Source organism: Arthrobacter sp. 08Y14, from assembly GCF_002929455.1.
Taxonomy (GTDB): domain Bacteria; phylum Actinomycetota; class Actinomycetes; order Actinomycetales; family Micrococcaceae; genus Arthrobacter_B; species Arthrobacter_B sunyaminii.
In genome coordinates, this window is the sequence record NZ_PJIX01000001.1 from 1233345 (window position 1) to 1250110 (window position 16766).

The window sequence follows — 16766 nt, forward strand, 5'->3', positions numbered from 1 at the left end:
CGGAGGACAACCTGGTGGAGACCGTGGTTGCCGCCAGCGAACGGACGGAACAGCATGGGCATATCAGCAGGGGGCCGCACGGTCCTTGTAACCGGGGCAGCGATGGGCATGGGCAGGCTCTATGCGGAGCGGGCAGTGCACGACGGCGCCGCTCACGTAGTGCTGTGGGACCGCAACGCCGAGGCACTGGAGGCCACCGCGGCGGACTTGCGGGCCCGGGGCGGCAGCACCGTCCACCTCTATGCCCTGGATGTCAGTTCCGTGGCCGAAGTTACTGCCGCCGCCCAGAGTGTCCTGGCCGAAGCCGGAGTTCCCGACATCCTCATCAACAATGCCGGCATCGTCCGCGGAAAGTACTTCTGGGAGCATGACCATGAGGTCGATATTGATGCCGTCATGCAAGTGAACACGCTGGCTCCCATGCACATCACCCGGGCGTTCCTGCCGCAGATGATTGCCCGCCGCACCCCGGCGCGGATCCTGAACGTCGCTTCGGCGTCGGGCACCTTGTCCGTGCCGAAGATGAGTGTCTACACCGCCTCCAAATGGGCTGTCATCGGTTGGAGCGATTCGCTGCGGCTGGAACTGAATGAATCAGGCAATGGGCACGTTCAGGTCACCACCCTGATTCCGAGCTACATCAAAACCGGAATGTTTGCCGGCGCACGCGGCCCGCTGCTGACGCCGCTGATGGAACCGGAGTATGTGGTGGACCGTGCCTGGGCTGCCCTGATGGAGGGCAAGGCCCGCATCCAGCTGCCCTGGACCGTGCCGCTGGCCAGCGCCCTGAGAGGGCTGCTGCCGCAGCCGGTATGGGATGTGGTGGCAGGACGGGTTTTCAAGGTGTACCAGTCGATGGACCATTTCACCGGACGTCCTGCCGCTCCTGCGGCAGCGGAGGGCAAGCGATGAGTGCAACAGCCCAACACGAGGTCACGGGAGGAACTTTCGGTGCGTCCATCCCCTCCGTGGTGGCAGGGGTGCGCCGCGCCTACGATTCCGGGGTCACCCGCCCGCTGGACTGGCGCCGAAAGCAGCTGCAGGGACTGATTCGACTGCTGACCGAACGGGAAGCCGAACTCAGCGCGGCGCTGGCGCAGGATCTGGGAAAAAACCCGCTGGAAGGCTACCTGACCGAAATCTCCCTCACCGTCTCGGAGACCGAATATGCCCTCAGGCATTTAGCGCAGTGGACCCGCAGCACCAAGGTTCCCGTGCCGCTGGGCCTGAAACCCGCCTCCGCGAAGACCGAACCCCAGCCGCTGGGTGTGGTGCTGATTATTGCGCCGTGGAACTACCCGGTGCAGCTGCTGCTGGCTCCGCTCATCGGAGCGCTCGCCGCGGGCAACGCCGCGGTGCTGAAGCCTTCCGAGCTGGCGCCGGCCACCTCCCGGGCCATGGCCGAACTGCTGCCCCTGTATCTGGACCCGGCCGCCGTCGTTGTGGTGGAGGGCGGGCAGGAAGCGAGCACGGCGCTGCTGGCCGAGCGGTTCGATTCCATCTTCTTTACCGGCGGGGAGCGGGTGGGCCGGGTGGTCCTGCAGGCCGCCGCCCAGTACCTGACTCCGGTCACGCTGGAGCTGGGCGGGAAGTCACCGGCAGTGGTCCTGGACGGCAATTTCGCCGCCATCGCCCGCCGTCTGGTGTACGGAAAAATGCTGAATGCCGGCCAAACCTGCGTGGCGCCGGATTATGTGCTGGTCACCGAGGAGGCCGCACCCAAACTGCGCAAGCATCTGGTGCGGGCCGTGGCCGAGCTGTTCGGGAAGGATCCGGCCAAAAGCCCGGACCTGGGGCGGATCATCAACGAGCAGCACTGGGACCGGCTCCACGGCCTGCTGGACAGCGGCACCGCGCTCGCCGGCGGCCGGGGGGACCGGAACTCGCTGTACCTGGAACCGACCATCCTCACCGATGTGTCACCGGATTCGCCCGTGATGCAGGAGGAAATCTTCGGACCGATCCTGCCACTGCTGACGGTGAAGGACCTGGACGAAGCCATCTCCTTCATCAATGCCCGCCCGGTGCCGCTGGCGTCCTACCTCTACACGCAGTCGGCGGCCGCCCGAAAAACCTTCGAGGCCCGGGTGCGGGCCGGAAGCGTGAACCACAACGTGAGCACCGTGCAGCTGGCCGTTCCCGGCCTGCCGTTCGGCGGGGCCGGTGCCAGCGGCACCGGCGCGTATCACGGCAAGTACACCTTTGACACGTTCAGCCAGCTGCGCCCGGTGTTTACCAAGGGCACGGCGCTGGACACGCTGAAGGTGGCCTATCCGCCGTACAACGGACTGAAGCGGCGGCTGCTGCGGCGCCTGCTCTGACCTGCCGGATACAGGGAAGGGCCGCACCAGGCGGTGCGGCCCTTCCCATTTTATGGCGGAACCTAGGAAATAACCCCGTCCACAATGGCCTTGGCTTCGGCCTGCACCTGGTGCAGGTGTTCCAGGCCCTTGAAGGACTCAGCGTAGATCTTGTACACGTCCTCCGTGCCGGAAGGCCGGGCAGCAAACCAGGCGTTCTCCGTGGTGACCTTCAGCCCGCCGATGGGTGCGCCGTTGCCGGGCGCTTCGGTCAGGCGTGCGGTGATGTCCTCGCCGGCGAGGGTGGTGGCGGTGACGTCCGACGGCGAGAGCTTGGCCAGCGCTGCCTTCTGCTCCCGGCTGGCGGGCGCGTCCACGCGCGCGTATTCCGGATCGCCGAAGCGGGAGGTGAGTTCCCGGTACCGCTGGGACGGGGTCTTGCCCGTCACGGCGGTGATCTCCGATGCCAGCAGGGCCAGCAGGATCCCGTCCTTGTCAGTGGTCCAGGCCTTGCCGTCCAGGCGCAGGAAGGAGGCGCCGGCGGATTCCTCGCCGCCGAAGGCCGCTTCGCCGGAGAGCAGCCCCGGAACAAACCACTTGAAGCCCACCGGGACCTCCATCAGGGTGCGGCCCAGGTCGCCGGTCACCCGGTCGATCATGGAGGAGGAGACCAGGGTCTTGCCCACCATGGCGTCCTTCGGCCAGCCCTCACGGTTCCGGTACAGGTAATCGATGGCAACGGCGAGGTAGTGGTTCGGGTTCATCAGCCCGCCGTCGGGGGTGACGATGCCGTGGCGGTCGGCGTCGGCGTCGTTCCCGGTGGCAATGTCATACTCGTTGGCCCGGGCAATCAGCGAGGCCATGGCGTACGGGGAGGAGCAGTCCATGCGGATCTTCTCGTCCCAGTCCAGGGTCATGAAGGCCCACTGCGGATCCACGTTCGGGTTGACGACGGTCAGGTTCAGGTTATGCCGTTCCGCGATGGCACCCCAGTAGTCCACGGATGCCCCGCCCAGCGGATCAGCGCCGATATGCAGCCCTGATTCGCGGATGGCGTCCAGGTTCAGGACCGAGGGCAGATCGTCCACGTAGTTCTGCATGAAGTCGTAGGTTCCGACGCCGTCGGCCAGCCGGGCCTCGCCCAGCGGAATCCGCTTCACGCCCCGCAGCCCGTCCTCCAGCAGCTCATTGGCGCGGTTGGCAATCCAGTTGGTGGCTTCGGAGCCGGCCGGCCCGCCGGTGGGCGGGTTGTACTTGAAACCGCCGTCGGCAGGGGGGTTGTGCGAGGGGGTGATGATGATGCCGTCGGCCTGATCGGTGCGGCCGTTGTTGTACTTCAGGATGGCGTGGCTCAGTGCCGGGGTGGGGGTGAAGCCGTTGCGGGCATCAATGAGCACGTTGACGTTGTTCCCGGCGAGCACCTCCAGTGCGGTGTTCTGGGCGGGCTCGGAAAGTGCATGGGTGTCCTTGCCCATGAACAGCGGGCCCGTGATGCCCTGGCCGCTGCGGTACTCAACGATTGCCTGGGTGATCGCGGCAATGTGCGGCTCGTTGAAGGCGCCGTTCAGCGACGAACCGCGGTGCCCCGATGTCCCGAAGACCACACGCTGGGAGGGATCATTCATATCCGGAGAGAGGTCCTGATAGGCGTCCAGGAGGGCCGTCAGATCAACGAGGTCGGAGGGTTGGGCAACTGTGCCGGCGCGATTAGACATACCCCTAAGCATGCCAAACAATTGCCGCCGGCGGCAGAAGGACCGCCGGAACCGCAGCCGGCCCGCCGCCGGGACTGAACGCGGCGACCCGTTAAACGCAGGACGACGACGGCGGAAGGCCGCCGTCGTCGTCCGCTTGCCGGTGCAAACACCGCAGCGCAGGGGAAGCGCTTAGCGCACCCCGCCCATCAGCTTCTTGATGGAAGGGGTTGCCGCGGCCAGGGCAACGCCCAGGACGATGGCCGTGATGCCGCTGAACATGAAGTAGCTGACTTCAGTCTCCGTGCTGTAGAACTGCGCCAGCCAGCCGGCAAGGGTGGTGCCCAGCGAAACGGACAGGAAGAACAAAGCCACCATCTGGGTCCGGAAGATCGAAGGTGCCAGTTTCGTTGCCACGGACAGGCCGATCGGGGACAGGAACAGCTCGGCGAAGGTGAACAGCAGCAGAATGCCGGCCAGGGCCAGCAGCGGGGTGCTGTTGGGGCCGCCGCCGGAGAACGGAATAAAGGCCAGGAACGCCAGGCCCATGACGGCCAGACCCAGGGCGAATTTGAGCGGGGAGGAGGGCTGCTTGTCGCCCAGCTTCGTCCATACGGCGGCGAAGACCGCAGCGAAGATGATGATGAAGATCGGGTTGATGGACTGCACGAAGCTCGGCGGCATTTCCCAGCCGAACACGTTCCGGTCCAAAGAGGTGTCAGCGTAGATGGCCACCACGGTGAACTGCTGCTGGAACAGGGCCCAGAAAGCTGCGCTGGCGACGAACAGCGGCATGAAGGAATAGACGCGGCGGCGCTCCACCTTGTTGACTTTCTTGCTGCTCAGGATCACCACGAAGTAGCCGATGGAGGCCAGGATAGCCAGGACGGCCATGATCGGGGCAAGGTTCTGCGCGGTCAGCAGGCCGAAGACCACGGCCAGGACGATCACAACGAGGGCCGCAGCCGTCAACGAGGCGACCTTTACGAACTGCGCGCGGGGCAGGGGGTTGCTGACTGTGTGGGCGGATTCCGGCAGGTACTTGCGCGTGAGGCCGTACTGGATGAGGCCGATGGCCATGCCGATGGCAGCCAGGCCAAAGCCGTAATGGAAGCCGTATTCACTCCAGGCCAGGCCGGTCAGCAGGGGGCCCACCAGGGCTCCGATGTTGATGCCCATGTAGAAGATGGAGAAGCCGGCATCGCGGCGTTCGTCCTTCTCTGCATACAGGGTGCCGACGAGGGAGGTTGCGTTGGCTTTGACGCCGCCCGAACCGAGGGCAATGAGGATCAGGCCGGCGGCCAGACCTGCGGCGCCCGGAAGGACGGCCAGAGCAATGTGGCCGAGCATGACGATTGCCGCGGCGTAGAACAGCACGCGCTCGGATCCCAGCAGTCGGTCCGCAATCCAGGCACCAAGAATGGTGGACAGGTACACGCCGCCGCCGTACGCGCCGACAAGGCCAGTGGCAACGGCCAGGTCAATACCCAGCCCGCCGTCCGTGACCGAGTAGTACATGTAGTAAAGCAGGATGCCCTGCATGCCGTAGAAGGAGAACCGTTCCCACAGCTCAACGCTGAAGAGGTTCGCCAACATGCGGGGATGGCCGAAGAAGGATTTGCGGGCCGGCGGAGCGGCTGAGGTGCTGGGATTAGAACTCACCATTGCATGTTCGCACCGGAATATGTGTGCCTTGAAGGGGTAAAGGGTGAATTCTCCCGTATCTAGGGGCCAGTATGCTTACGAAACGTGACAAGTCTCACCAGGATTGCGCGCCTGACCTGCACTGTTACGAGGCGGGGCGCCGGACATTCTCAGATGCTGCGATAAGATTCGCTGTCAATTTTCCAGCTGGGCGGCGACGGCCAGGAGATCGGCCTCGGCTCCGGGCCGCCCGATCAGCTGGATTCCCATGGATAGCCCGTCCTCAGTCTGGTGGGTGGGAAAGGTGATGGCCGGCAGTCCGCATACATTCACCATTGAAGTGAAGGGGGAGTACTGGCACTGCAGGTCATAGTCCCTGAGCCCCTGCGCATCGCCCTCAAGGGAACCGTCCCAGTACCAGCCCACCGGGCGCGGAGTCTGAGCCAGCGCCGGAGTCAGAATCATGTCGTAGGCGCTGTAGGCGCGGATGGTGTCCTGCTCGAAGCGACGCAGGACATCGATTGCCGAAACCAGGTCCGCCGCGGACCGCTGCTGTGCCCTGCGGCGCACGGCGGCCGTGATCGGCAGGAGCCGCTCCTCGCCGCCGTCCGGCAGTTCGAGGGTGGACAGTCCGGCGGTCCACACGGCCTGGAAAGCGTCCGGGTAGCGCTCGTCGTAGCTCAGTTGCGCCTCCGTGACATCATGTCCGGCGCCGGCCAGCGCTTTGATGCCGGCCTCCAGTGCCTGCGCTGCCTCCGGGTCCAGGCTGATTTCCAAGCGGGAAGAAAAGGGGGAGAGGGTGCTCAGCCCAATCCGGAACCTGCCCTCCGCACGTTGGGCAGCGGCAAGAAAGCTTTCCCCGGCCGGTGCTGCGGAGGTTGCATGGAAGTTTGGCTCGGCAACCATGGCGTCCAGCAGCAGCGCGGCATCAGCGGCAGTGCGGGCCAGTGGTCCGGCCACCACAAACTGGCCCAAATCGGACTGTCCGGATCCGGACGGGACGCGTCCGCGGTTGGGTTTGAGGCCAACCAGCCCGGTGGCGGCGGCCGGAATACGAACTGATCCGCCGCCGTCGGTCCCGGGTGCGAAGGGCAGCATGCCGGCGGCGACTGCCGCGGCGCTGCCCCCACTGGAGCCGCCGGGGCTGAGTGCGGGGTCGAGAGGGTTGCGGGCCGGAGGTCCGATGAGGTTCTCGCTGTAACTGCTCAGGCCAAATTCGGGGACCTGCGTCTTGCCCAGGCTGATGGCGCCGGCCCGGCGCAGCACAGCGGGAAGCGGGCCGTCCGTTTCCGGAACATAGGCAGGCAGTGCTGCCGTTCCAAGCGTGGTGGGAACCCCGGCGACGTCGGCAAGGTCCTTGTGCGCAAGCGGCATCCCGTGGAGCTGGCCCAGCGGCCCGCCGCGGGTAAACCGTTCATCGGCGGCGGCGGCGTCCTTCAGTGCCGCTTCCGGAGTGGTCAGGAGAAAGGCGCCCAGAGCCGGGTTCAGCTTCTCGATCCGGGCCAGGAAATGCTCTGTCACCTCACGGGCGCTGAGTTCACCGGCGGCAAGGAGATTGCGCAGCTGCAGCGCCGTAAAATCCCGCAGTTCTCCGGATGAAACGGAATGAGGTTGATCAGGCATGTGACCTCCGGGGCGGGAATATTATTTTCCGGGCAGGACTCCCACTATAGGCTGGGAGGAAGAAGACCCCGGGGACTGCTGACGGCACACCGCCGCAGCTCCCCTGACCCGAGGACAGGAACCGGAAAATGGAAAACGTATCGGTTGACGCCATCAGCAGCGGCGCCAAGATCCTGGACGTGCGCGAAGACTATGAATGGGAAGCCGGCCACATCGACGGCGCCCTTCATATTCCGTTGGATTCGCTGCCGGACCGTCTCGATGATCTTGATCCGGACACGGATCTTGCCGTCATTTGCCGCAGCGGCGGACGCAGCGCACGGGCAACCGCCTGGCTGGAGTCGCACGGCTACTCGGCCGTGAACGTTACCGGCGGCATGGGCGCCTGGCTGGAAGCCGGAAAGCCGATGGTCTCGGACAACGGTCAGGATCCGACCGTCGTATGAGTGCTTCGCTCGGCGCCGCCTCCGGTGTCACGGACTCGGTAATCTACACCTATCTTGGCCCCGAAGGAACCTTCACCGAAGCCGCCCTGCTGCAGGTGCCGGGAGCGGAGTCGGCGGAGCGGATTCCCTCCACCAGCGTCAGTGCCGCGTTGGAGATGGTGCGCAGCGGGCGGGCGGATGCCGCCGTGGTGCCCATTGAAAACTCGGTGGAAGGCGGTGTCAGCGCCACGCTGGACGCCATTTCCGCAGGGGAACCGCTGCGCATCCTGCGCGAAATCCTGGTGCCGATCACCTTTGTCCTGGCCGCCAGGCCCGGCCTCGCGCTGGCCGACATCGGCACTGTCTCCACCCATTCACACGCCTGGGCACAGTGCAGGAACTGGGCCGACGCAAATATTCCGCAGGCGGAATATTTGCCTGCCTCCTCCACGGCTGCAGCCGCGGTGGGCCTGCAGGAGGAGGAACCGGGGTACGACGCCGCCATCTGCTCGCCGCTGGTGGCGCAGCGGCTGGGTTTGTCCGTGGTGGCTGAGGACATTGGAGACATCACTGATGCCGTCACCCGCTTTGTCCTGCTGAGCCTGCCCACCTCCCTGCCCGAGCCCACCGGGGCGGACAAGACCACCCTGGTGGTGCCGCTGCCCGAGGACCATCCCGGGGCCCTGATGGAAATCCTGGACCAGTTCTCCGCCCGCGGGGTGAACCTGAGCCGGATTGAGTCCCGTCCCACCGGATTGTTCCTCGGCGATTACTTCTTCAGCATTGACGCGGACGGGCACATCGCCGACGCACGCATGGCCGACGCCCTCAGAGGGCTGCACCGGATTAGTCCGAACCTGAGATTCCTGGGTTCCTATCCCCGGGCGGACCACCGCGAGCCGGAGGTTCCGCGGCACAACACCGATGAAGCGTTCCGGCGCGCGGACGTCTGGCTTGAGGGGCTCCTCAGGAGCTAACCTCTCCGCAGGGCATTACTGTGCCGACCGGCACTGCGAAGGCGGGCAATAGGGAAGGGCACTGTGCGGCTGCGGCGAAGCAACTGTGAGCATCCGGGGTACTCCCGGCGAAAGCGCGGGCGCGGTTTCAGTTACACCGGGCTGCGCGGGGACCCGTTGACGGAACGGGAAACCCTGGAGCGCATCCGCTCACTGGCCATACCGCCGGCCTGGGCCAATGTCTGGATCAGCCCGTACGCCAACGGCCACATCCAGGCCACCGGCACCGATGCGGCCGGGCGGCGGCAGTACATCTACCATCCCTACTGGCGGGAAATGAAGGACCGGGAGAAATTCGACCGGTCCCTGGCCTTCGCCCAGTCCCTGCCGGCCGCCCGCAGGCTGATTACCAAGCACCTGCGCACGGACGGGGCCGGACCGCAGCGCGCCTACGCGGCGGCCCTTCGCATTGTGGACGCCGGAGCGCTGCGGATCGGCGGGGAACGCTACGCGGAGGTCAACGGGTCCTACGGCACCACCACTCTGCGCGTTGAACACGTTTCGGTGCAGGGGGATGAGGTGCGGTTCGACTTCCCGGGAAAGAGCGGGCAGGAATGGCACACCCTGATCGAGGACCCGGACCTCGTGGCTGCCCTAAAACCCATGCTTGCCCGTCCCGATCCGGACACCGCCCTGGCCTACGAGGGGGCCGACGGCACCTGGCACAGCATCGCCGCATCGTCGCTGAACGACTTCCTCAAGGAAGTGACCGGCGGAGACTTTACGGCCAAGGATTTTCGCACCTGGCAGGCCACCGTGGTGGCCGCCATGCATCTGGCCCGGGCCTTTCCCCTGGTCTCCACCAAAAGAGACAAGCAGAAAGCCGTCACTGCCACGGCCGTGAAAGTGGCGGAACATTTGGGCAACACGCCGGCGATAGCCCGCAAGTCCTACATTGACCCGCGGGTGGTGGACCGGTTTTTCGACGGGGAAGTCATTGCCGTGGCCGGATTCTCCGCCTCGGAGACGGCGGTGCGCCTGATGCTTACCGACTAGGTCCCCGGTCGGCTTCGGGGCCCGCTTTTCCCGTTCCGGTGTTCGTAAGTATGCTGATGTTATGAGTGCGGATCCATTCCGTGCCGAAGGTGCAGGATTGAATCCGGTCCTGTTTCACGATCAGGAAGGTAAGCGAATGTCTGAGTACCCCAATGAGGAAGAACAGCTGACCGACCCGAAGCCCAGCGGCCAGTCCACCGGCGACGACAACTATCGCGGAGACGCCGGCGACCAGGGCAACGACATCCGGTTTGCCGAGGAAGAAGCCTTGATCCGGGAGCAGGCTTCACCGAAGTCGCTCAACAAGGACGACGAGGGCGAATACACGGACCGCGATGACGCCGACGGCAGCCGGAAGTCCAAGGACGAAGGCGGCTACACCGACGCCGAGGGAACCCAGGACTAGTTCCGCGTTCCCGCCCGGAACGAGGGCCGTGCCATGGTGTACGGGCTCTGCGGGCGGGGGTGCTGCTGGTCCGGTGACGGTGCCCGGACCAGCAGCGCCAGGGGATCAACCTCCACGCGGACACTGGTGGCTGCGCCCGTGAGGTCTCCGTCCAGCTGCGTTTCAGTGGGCTGGCCGACCTTGATTTCCACGGTCCGGGCCCGGCGGTAATCGATGACCGGTATGTTCCGCGGATACTTGGTCACCACCTTGCCCGCCACCCACAGCCAGCCGGCCAGGCTCCGCGGACTCATGATGACCACGTCCAGCAGGCCGTCATCCATTTTTGCTTCGGGGATGAAATCAATTCCGGCGGGAAGCCTGCCCAGATTCGCAAACAGGATGCTCCTGACCTTGTGCACCTGAGGCGGTTCGCCGTCCACGGAGATGCTCATTTTGGTGCGGCGGCCCGGCAGCAGCCTCACGCCCGCCTCGCTGTAGGCCAGCCAGCCCACGTGCTTCTTAAGGTCATCCCGAGTGGCTGCAATGACTTCGGCATCCAGGCCGATTCCCCCCATGACGAGAAACGCGCTGCTGCGGCGTTCACCGGTGACCGCGTCATCAAAGTCAATGGTGCCCATGTCAATGCGCCTCTGGTGGCCGTGCAGCGCCGTGCGGATCGACGCCGCCAGATCTGCCACTGGAATCCCCAGGTTCCGCGCCAGCAGGTTGCCCGTTCCCAGCGGCAGCAGCCCCAGCGCCGCGGGAGAGTTGGCCAATGCCCGGGCCACCTCCCGCACCGTTCCGTCCCCGCCGCCGGCCAGGACGACGTCGGCCCCCAGCTCCACCGCGCGGCGTGCCTGCTCGTACCCCGGAGACTGCCGGGTGGTTTCCAGGATCAAAGGGGGATCCCAGCCGGCCAGTTCGCAGGCCTCGGCCAACAGCGTCCGTGCGGCAGGAGCCTGCGCCTTAACGGGGTTAAGCACCAGCGCAATCCGCTGGTCACCCGGCGCCAGGGTCTTGACGACGGTACGCTTCGCAGCCTGCCGGCGTCGGCGTCGTGCCACCTGCCATGCTGCAAGGGCCGCCAGGGCAGCGGCCAGCAGTACAAGAAGGACGATCAAAGGTGCGGACATAGTGATTCCCAGCCTAACCCGGTCCCGGGCGGAGGTTAGTCGAAGCCCGTGCCGGTGCCCGCCCGGGTTTTCGGTACTCTTGAAGCGTGATCGATGTTAATGAGCTCCGCGAAAACCCCGAAAAATTCCGAGCCTCCCAGCGCGCCCGCCAGGCGGACGAGTCCCTGGTGGACGCGATCATCGCTGCCGATGCCGCGCGCCGCGATTCGCGCACCCGGTTCGAAAGCCTGCGCGCCGAGCAGAATGCTTTCGGCAAGCGCGTTGCCAAGGCCAAGGGTGAGGAAAAGCAGGCCCTCCTGGCAGAGGTCAAGGAACTGGCCGGTGCCGTGAAGGCCGCCGGTGCCGAGGCGGACGCCGCCCAGGCTGAATCTGATGCCCTGCTGCGCCGCATCCCGAACCTGGTGCAGGACGGCGTACCCGCCGGCGGCGAGGATGACTTCGAGGTCCTCAAAACGGTTGGCACGCCCCGGAACTTCGAGGCCGAAGGCTTCACCCCCCGCGACCACCTGGAAATCGGTGAACTGCTGGGAGCCATCGACATGGAACGCGGCGCCAAGGTGTCCGGCTCCCGGTTCTACTTCCTGCGCGGGGTTGGCGCCCGCCTGGAACTGGCGCTGCTGAACATGGCCATGGACCAGGCCGTCCAGGCCGGTTTTGTCCCCATGATCACCCCCACGCTGGTCCGCCCGGAGACCATGCAGGGCACCGGCTTTGATGTGGCGCACGACGCCGAGATCTACCGCCTCGCCGAAGATGACCTGTACCTGGTGGGTACTTCCGAGGTGCCGCTGGCCGGCTACCACGCCGATGAAATCCTGGACCTCAACGGCGGTCCCGTCCGGTACGCCGGCTGGTCCTCCTGCTACCGCCGCGAGGCAGGCTCGCACGGCAAGGACACCCGCGGCATCATCCGCGTCCATCAGTTCAACAAGGTGGAAATGTTCATCTACACCAAGCCTGAAGACGCCGCAGCGGAACATCAGCGGCTGCTGGCCTGGGAAGAGGAAATGCTCGCCAAGGTGGAGCTGCCCTACCGGGTGATCGACACCGCCGCGGGGGATCTGGGCATGTCCGCTGCCCGGAAGTTCGACTGCGAGGCCTGGGTTCCCACCCAGAATGCCTACCGCGAGCTGACCTCCACCTCCAACTGCACCACGTTCCAGGCGCGCCGCCTGAACATCCGCGAACGCCAGGACGGCGACGGCAAGGGCACCCGTGCCGTCGCTACGCTCAACGGAACCCTGGCCACCACCCGGTGGATCGTGGCCATCCTGGAGCACCACCAGAATCCGGACGGATCCGTAACTGTTCCGGCTGCCCTTCGCCCGTACCTGGGCGGACTTGAGGTCCTGCCGGTCCTGTAACGCGATCCGCGGTTCGGGTTCATCCCTGCGGCAGTTCCTGTTCCGGACACCCGGAACAGGAACTGTTTTCCGCACCCCACCTGCGCACATATGTGAGCCGCGTCCTTTCGGGATCTGCGGCCATCTGTTTAAATGAGGCGATGACAACTATGACAAGCACCGGCATCGAAGACCGGCAGAACCCTGACCACTTCCCCCATTTGGTGGCACTGGACGTGGACGGCACCCTGGTGGACCATGACGGGCATATGTCCGCGGGCGTCCGCGAAGCCGCCGAGGCTGCAATTGCCGCCGGCCATCACCTGGTTATCGCCACCGGACGGTCCTACGGGGCAGCCCTTCCCATCCTGGAACGCCTTGGCATCACCGAGGGGTATTGCGTGGCCTCCAACGGCGGCGTCACCCTGCGGGTGGACACCTCCCTCCCGGACGGCTACGAAGTGATTGACCGGGTGGTGTTTGATCCACGGACCGCCCTGGACGCCTTGCGCATCAAGCTGCCCACTGCCAAGTTTGCCCTCGAGGATTCGCACGGGAACTTCCTCTCCACCGAGCGCTTCCAGGATGCCAGCTTTGGGGTGGAGGCACAGGCGGTGGACTTTGAGCGGCTGCGCAGTGCCGAAGCAGTCCGCGTGGTGGTCTTCAGCGTTGATTCCACGGCTGAGGAATTCGGTGAGGCAGTCCGGGCCATCGGCCTGCACGGCGTGACGTACTCAGTGGGCTGGACCGCATGGCTGGACATCGCTGCCGAAGGCGTCACCAAGGCCAGCGCACTGGAAAAAGTCCGCAGCAGGCTGGACATTGACCGGAAGTACACCCTGGCCATGGGCGATGGACGCAATGACATCGAAATGCTGGGCTGGGCCGCCCGCGGCGTGGCCATGGGCCAAGCTCCCGCCGAAGTGCTGGAAGTGGCAACCGAGGTCACCGGAACCGTGTATGAAGACGGCGCCGCCACCATCCTGCGCGGCCTCGCAAACAACTAACTGTCTCGCAAACAACTGACCGTCCCGCAGGCAGCCTGTTTCAGGCTCCCTGTGCCGCTGGTTCGAAGACCCTGACTGAGGGTGGAAGTGAAACCGGTCCGGTGCTCAGCGCGAGCAGCCGTGCCGCCGCGGGCCGGGTGGCCCACTCCTCCTGCCAGTGGGAGCGCACCACTGCCTTGCTGACTGCCTGCGTGGTGATGCCAAGGATTTCCGCCACGTACTTTTGCTGCCCGCGGGCGCCGGGAGTCATCAGGTCCAGCACTTTCCACTCGGCATCGGTGCGGCTGGCCACGATCTGGCCGAGCAGCCGCAGTACTGCCTGGGCTTCTGCGGCGATGTCAGCGTCCGGTCCGTCCACGGCCAGCGGAATGCGTTCGCCGGTCTTCTGCGCCCGGACCACGGCACGGCGGGCATAGACGAGCCCAAACCCGTCATTGTCCAGGATGTTCTGCTGAAGCGGCGGATGCAGTTCGCCAACACCAATGCCCACGTTCCAGCGCCGCTGCCGGATGGCAGTCAGTGCGGCATCGACGGCCGTGGCAGCGTCCGCCAGCACGCCCTGCGCTTCATCGCCCACCGAGCGCTGAAACGGAACGGCGGCGGGCAGATGGCGCAGCGAACGGATGAGCTCTGGAACCAGGTCCCCAGATTCGCGCGAGTCCCGCTGGTTGATCGTCAGCACATAATGCATGGGTTCAGCATGCCAGAGGACCCCAAAGACAACCGGGATCGGTTGCGGCGCGTCCCGTGTGCGCATGATCGTGGCTTCCTGGGGTGTGGGTGCCCCTGTTCCGCCCATCCCTTCTTCAACGACGACGGCGGCCGCCCCCGCAAGGGGACAGCCGCCGTCGGGCGCCGGATCGATCCGAACCCGGAACCGGGCCCGGGAACGCGCTAGTTGTTCTGGGGGTCGGCGTCGACGTCCCGGCCCTGGGGCTCGTCTTCTTCGCTGCCTTCGCCGAGAGCGGCGAAACGGGCCAGGGAAGCTTCCACCTCGGCCTCGGCTTCTTCGCGGCCGGCCCAGTCTGCGGCTTCAACCCACTTGCCGGGCTCCAGGTCCTTGTACTTGGTGAAGAAGTGCTTGATCTCGTCAAGCAGGAAATCGGAAACGTCCGAGATGTCCTTGATGTGGTCAAAGCGGGGATCAACCGGCACGCACAGGACCTTGGCGTCTCCGCCGCCGTCGTCCACCATGTTGAAGACGCCGATGGGGCGGGATTCCACCAGCACGCCGGGCATCAGGTCGAAGTCCTGGAGCATCACCAGTGCGTCCAGCGGATCTCCGTCTTCGCCGAGGGTGTTCTCGAAGTAGCCGTAGTGGGTGGGGTAGGCCATGGACGTGAACAGGATGCGGTCCAGGCGCAGGCGGTGGGTTTCGTGGTCGATTTCGTACTTGACCCGGGATCCCTTGGGGATCTCGATGGTGACGTCGAGCTTCATGGATACTCCTCTGGCGTGGCGCCGGCATGGCACCACAAACGGAACAGGCCGCGGCGGTCAGGAAAAAGTGCTGCCGTGAACCTAGGCTGATAAATGCGCCAACAACCGCAGGTTTGTCCGCGTCAATGCGGGCGGCGGCGCCGGTCTAGTCTTAAAGATATATGTCTTGGTCCGTTATCACTGCCCGCCGCAGTGCGGGACCTATAAATGGAAAGCAGCGGTGAGGTGATGGGAAGGGTTTTTTCCGGCCTCCTGCTGACTCTGGTTATGGCTGTCCTGGTGGTTCCGCTGTGTCTTTATGCCGGCCCGCCCGTGCTGGCAGCGCTGGCCCGGGAGCAGCCGCAGCGGCAGCTGGTGGTGCCCGCTCATCAGCAGGCGCCGGGGGCTTTATCCTCCGGGCGCACTGAATTTCCAGTGCCCGCAAACCTTGGCGCGCCCCTGCCGGACCGGCAAGCGCTGGGCGATCTCCTTGACGCAGAACTGGTGGTTCCCGGCAGCGGAGAGTTCCACGGTGCCGTATTGGATGCCCGGACGGGTGAAATCCTCTATGACCTGGACGGCGATGCCGCGGCAACCCCCGCCTCCAGCCTCAAGGTCCTGACCGCCGCTGCTGCCCTTTCCGTGCTCGGATCCGACACCCGGTTTGAAACCTCGGTGTATGAAGGCGGCACACCCGAGACGGTGGTGCTGGCAGGCGGCGGTGATGTGCTGCTGGGGACCGGAGAGTCGGATGAGACCGCCGTCGTCGGTCATGCGGGGCTGCAGACGCTGGCCGAGGAAACAGCAGCGGCCCTTTCCGGGCGCGAAGTATCCGGGACGATCAGCATCCAGGTGGATGACTCACTGTTCACCGGGGACACTCTCTCGGCGGCCTGGAACAAGGAGGACGTGGAGGCAGGGGAGGCTGCGGCCCTGTATCCGCTGGCCGTTAACTCGGCGTGGGCGGTTGAGGGACAGCAGTACGGGGCCCGGGTCGACGACGCCGCGCTCGCCGCCGGTGACGCTTTCGCTGCCGCTCTGGAAACCGCTGCCGCCGGCTACGGCTTTAAAGTGGACCCCCAGGTCACACGCGGAACAGCCGGCGACGACGCTGACCGGTTGGCGGCCGTAACATCGGCTCCGGTTTCAGAACAGGTGACGCAGATGCTGCTGATTTCGGATAACTACCTGGCTGAAACACTGGGCCGCATGACGGCGTTGAAAACCGGCGGTGAGGGCTCCTTCGACGGCGCAGCAGCGGCCGTGAAAGCGGCAGTTTCCGGGCTGGGGGTCAACACCTCCGGAATGGTGCTGGCCGATGTCTCCGGGCTGGGCAGCGGAACGGAGATCTCCGCACTGCAGTTGGCCTCGACCGTTCGGGCCGCCCTGACGTCGTCGGACAACAGCGTCCGGGACCTGCCCTACGCCCTCCCGGTGGCCGGATTGAGCGGAACCCTGGCGTCCCGGTTCACCGAGGATGCCTCTACGGAGCCTGTTGGCGCAGACGGGCTGCCTGAGGCAAGCCCGGCGGCAGGACTGGTCCGCGCCAAAACCGGCACCCTGTTTGCGGCGACATCACTCACCGGATTTGTGACTGACGCCGACGGCCGGCTCCTGTCTTTTGCGTTCGTAGCCAACGGGCTGGAGGACAACACTGCGCAGGCCCGAGAGGCCGTGGACGCGGCTGCTGCCGTCCTGGCCGGCTGCGGGTGCCGCTGAGCCGGGTTCGGCGGACAGCGAACCCTCCTGCCATTGGAGAACCTGTGTGTTCTGATGGA

Annotated in this window: 15 protein-coding genes; 9 read left to right on the plus strand and 6 right to left on the minus strand. The window is 65.6% G+C overall.

What is annotated here, in order from left to right; all coding sequences use genetic code 11:
* Window positions 1-54: 54 nt before the first annotated feature.
* Together CXR03_RS05900 and CXR03_RS05905 are read left to right on the plus strand one after the other, a co-directional pair.
* On the plus strand, window positions 55-912 hold the full coding sequence (locus CXR03_RS05900; protein WP_104102553.1) for an SDR family oxidoreductase: 858 nt from the start codon (window positions 55-57) through the stop codon (window positions 910-912).
* Window positions 909-2321, plus strand: a complete 1413-nt coding sequence (locus CXR03_RS05905; protein WP_104102555.1) for an aldehyde dehydrogenase family protein — start codon at window positions 909-911, stop codon at window positions 2319-2321. The genes CXR03_RS05900 and CXR03_RS05905 overlap by 4 nt, the downstream gene beginning before the upstream one ends.
* A gap of 62 nt (window positions 2322-2383) precedes the next feature.
* On the opposite strand, the gene pgm is transcribed toward CXR03_RS05905, so the two are convergent.
* The 3 genes from pgm to CXR03_RS05920 form a co-directional block, all read right to left on the minus strand.
* Window positions 2384-4015 carry a phosphoglucomutase (alpha-D-glucose-1,6-bisphosphate-dependent) gene (gene pgm, locus CXR03_RS05910; protein WP_181034503.1) on the minus strand — a complete coding sequence of 544 codons (1632 nt, stop codon included), beginning with the start codon at window positions 4013-4015 and terminating at the stop codon, window positions 2384-2386.
* A 171-nt stretch (window positions 4016-4186) separates the two neighbouring features.
* Window positions 4187-5659: a peptide MFS transporter gene (locus tag CXR03_RS05915; RefSeq protein ID WP_104102558.1), complete on the minus strand. Its 1473-nt coding sequence runs from the start codon at window positions 5657-5659 to the stop codon at window positions 4187-4189.
* A 174-nt stretch (window positions 5660-5833) separates the two neighbouring features.
* Window positions 5834-7261 (minus strand): amidase, encoded by a 1428-nt coding sequence (locus CXR03_RS05920; RefSeq protein ID WP_104102560.1) that lies wholly within the window; start codon window positions 7259-7261, stop codon window positions 5834-5836.
* 128 nt (window positions 7262-7389) lie between these two features.
* Between CXR03_RS05920 and CXR03_RS05925 the strand changes: the two genes are divergently transcribed.
* The 4 genes from CXR03_RS05925 to CXR03_RS05940 all read left to right on the plus strand — a co-directional run bounded on the left by CXR03_RS05925 (window position 7390) and on the right by CXR03_RS05940 (window position 10104).
* A complete protein-coding gene (locus CXR03_RS05925) occupies window positions 7390-7707 on the plus strand; it encodes a rhodanese-like domain-containing protein (RefSeq protein ID WP_104053539.1) in 318 nt (105 codons plus the stop codon).
* The gene (gene pheA / locus CXR03_RS05930; protein ID WP_104102562.1) at window positions 7704-8663 is read left to right on the plus strand and encodes a prephenate dehydratase; all 960 of its coding nucleotides are present in this window, start codon (window positions 7704-7706) and stop codon (window positions 8661-8663) included. Before CXR03_RS05925 ends, pheA begins: the two co-directional genes overlap by 4 nt.
* Before the next feature lie 63 nt (window positions 8664-8726).
* A complete protein-coding gene (locus CXR03_RS05935) occupies window positions 8727-9698 on the plus strand; it encodes a DNA topoisomerase IB (RefSeq protein WP_104102563.1) in 972 nt (323 codons plus the stop codon).
* Window positions 9699-9834: 136 nt separating this feature from the next.
* Window positions 9835-10104, plus strand: coding sequence for a hypothetical protein (locus tag CXR03_RS05940; RefSeq protein WP_104102565.1), 270 nt, complete (start codon window positions 9835-9837; stop codon window positions 10102-10104).
* On the opposite strand, the gene CXR03_RS05945 is transcribed toward CXR03_RS05940, so the two are convergent.
* The gene (locus CXR03_RS05945; RefSeq protein ID WP_104102567.1) at window positions 10101-11219 is read right to left on the minus strand and encodes a diacylglycerol kinase family protein; all 1119 of its coding nucleotides are present in this window, start codon (window positions 11217-11219) and stop codon (window positions 10101-10103) included. The genes CXR03_RS05940 and CXR03_RS05945 overlap by 4 nt on opposite strands.
* Before the next feature lie 86 nt (window positions 11220-11305).
* Here CXR03_RS05945 and serS point away from each other — a divergent pair, with 86 nt between their 5' ends.
* Entirely contained in the window at window positions 11306-12583 is a 1278-nt protein-coding gene (gene serS / locus CXR03_RS05950) for a serine--tRNA ligase (protein WP_104053544.1), read from the plus strand.
* A gap of 140 nt (window positions 12584-12723) precedes the next feature.
* Window positions 12724-13569 carry an HAD family hydrolase gene (locus CXR03_RS05955; RefSeq protein WP_104102569.1) on the plus strand — a complete coding sequence of 282 codons (846 nt, stop codon included), beginning with the start codon at window positions 12724-12726 and terminating at the stop codon, window positions 13567-13569.
* Between the two features lie 40 nt (window positions 13570-13609).
* Here CXR03_RS05955 and CXR03_RS05960 read toward each other — a convergent pair whose 3' ends face one another.
* On the minus strand, window positions 13610-14260 hold the full coding sequence (locus CXR03_RS05960) for a hypothetical protein (RefSeq protein WP_104102866.1): 651 nt from the start codon (window positions 14258-14260) through the stop codon (window positions 13610-13612).
* Between the two features lie 203 nt (window positions 14261-14463).
* Window positions 14464-15009 (minus strand): inorganic diphosphatase, encoded by a 546-nt coding sequence (locus CXR03_RS05965; RefSeq protein WP_104053548.1) that lies wholly within the window; start codon window positions 15007-15009, stop codon window positions 14464-14466.
* A 207-nt stretch (window positions 15010-15216) separates the two neighbouring features.
* Here CXR03_RS05965 and dacB point away from each other — a divergent pair, with 207 nt between their 5' ends.
* The gene (dacB, locus tag CXR03_RS05970) at window positions 15217-16707 is read left to right on the plus strand and encodes a D-alanyl-D-alanine carboxypeptidase/D-alanyl-D-alanine-endopeptidase (protein WP_104102570.1); all 1491 of its coding nucleotides are present in this window, start codon (window positions 15217-15219) and stop codon (window positions 16705-16707) included.
* Window positions 16708-16766: the final 59 nt, after the last annotated feature.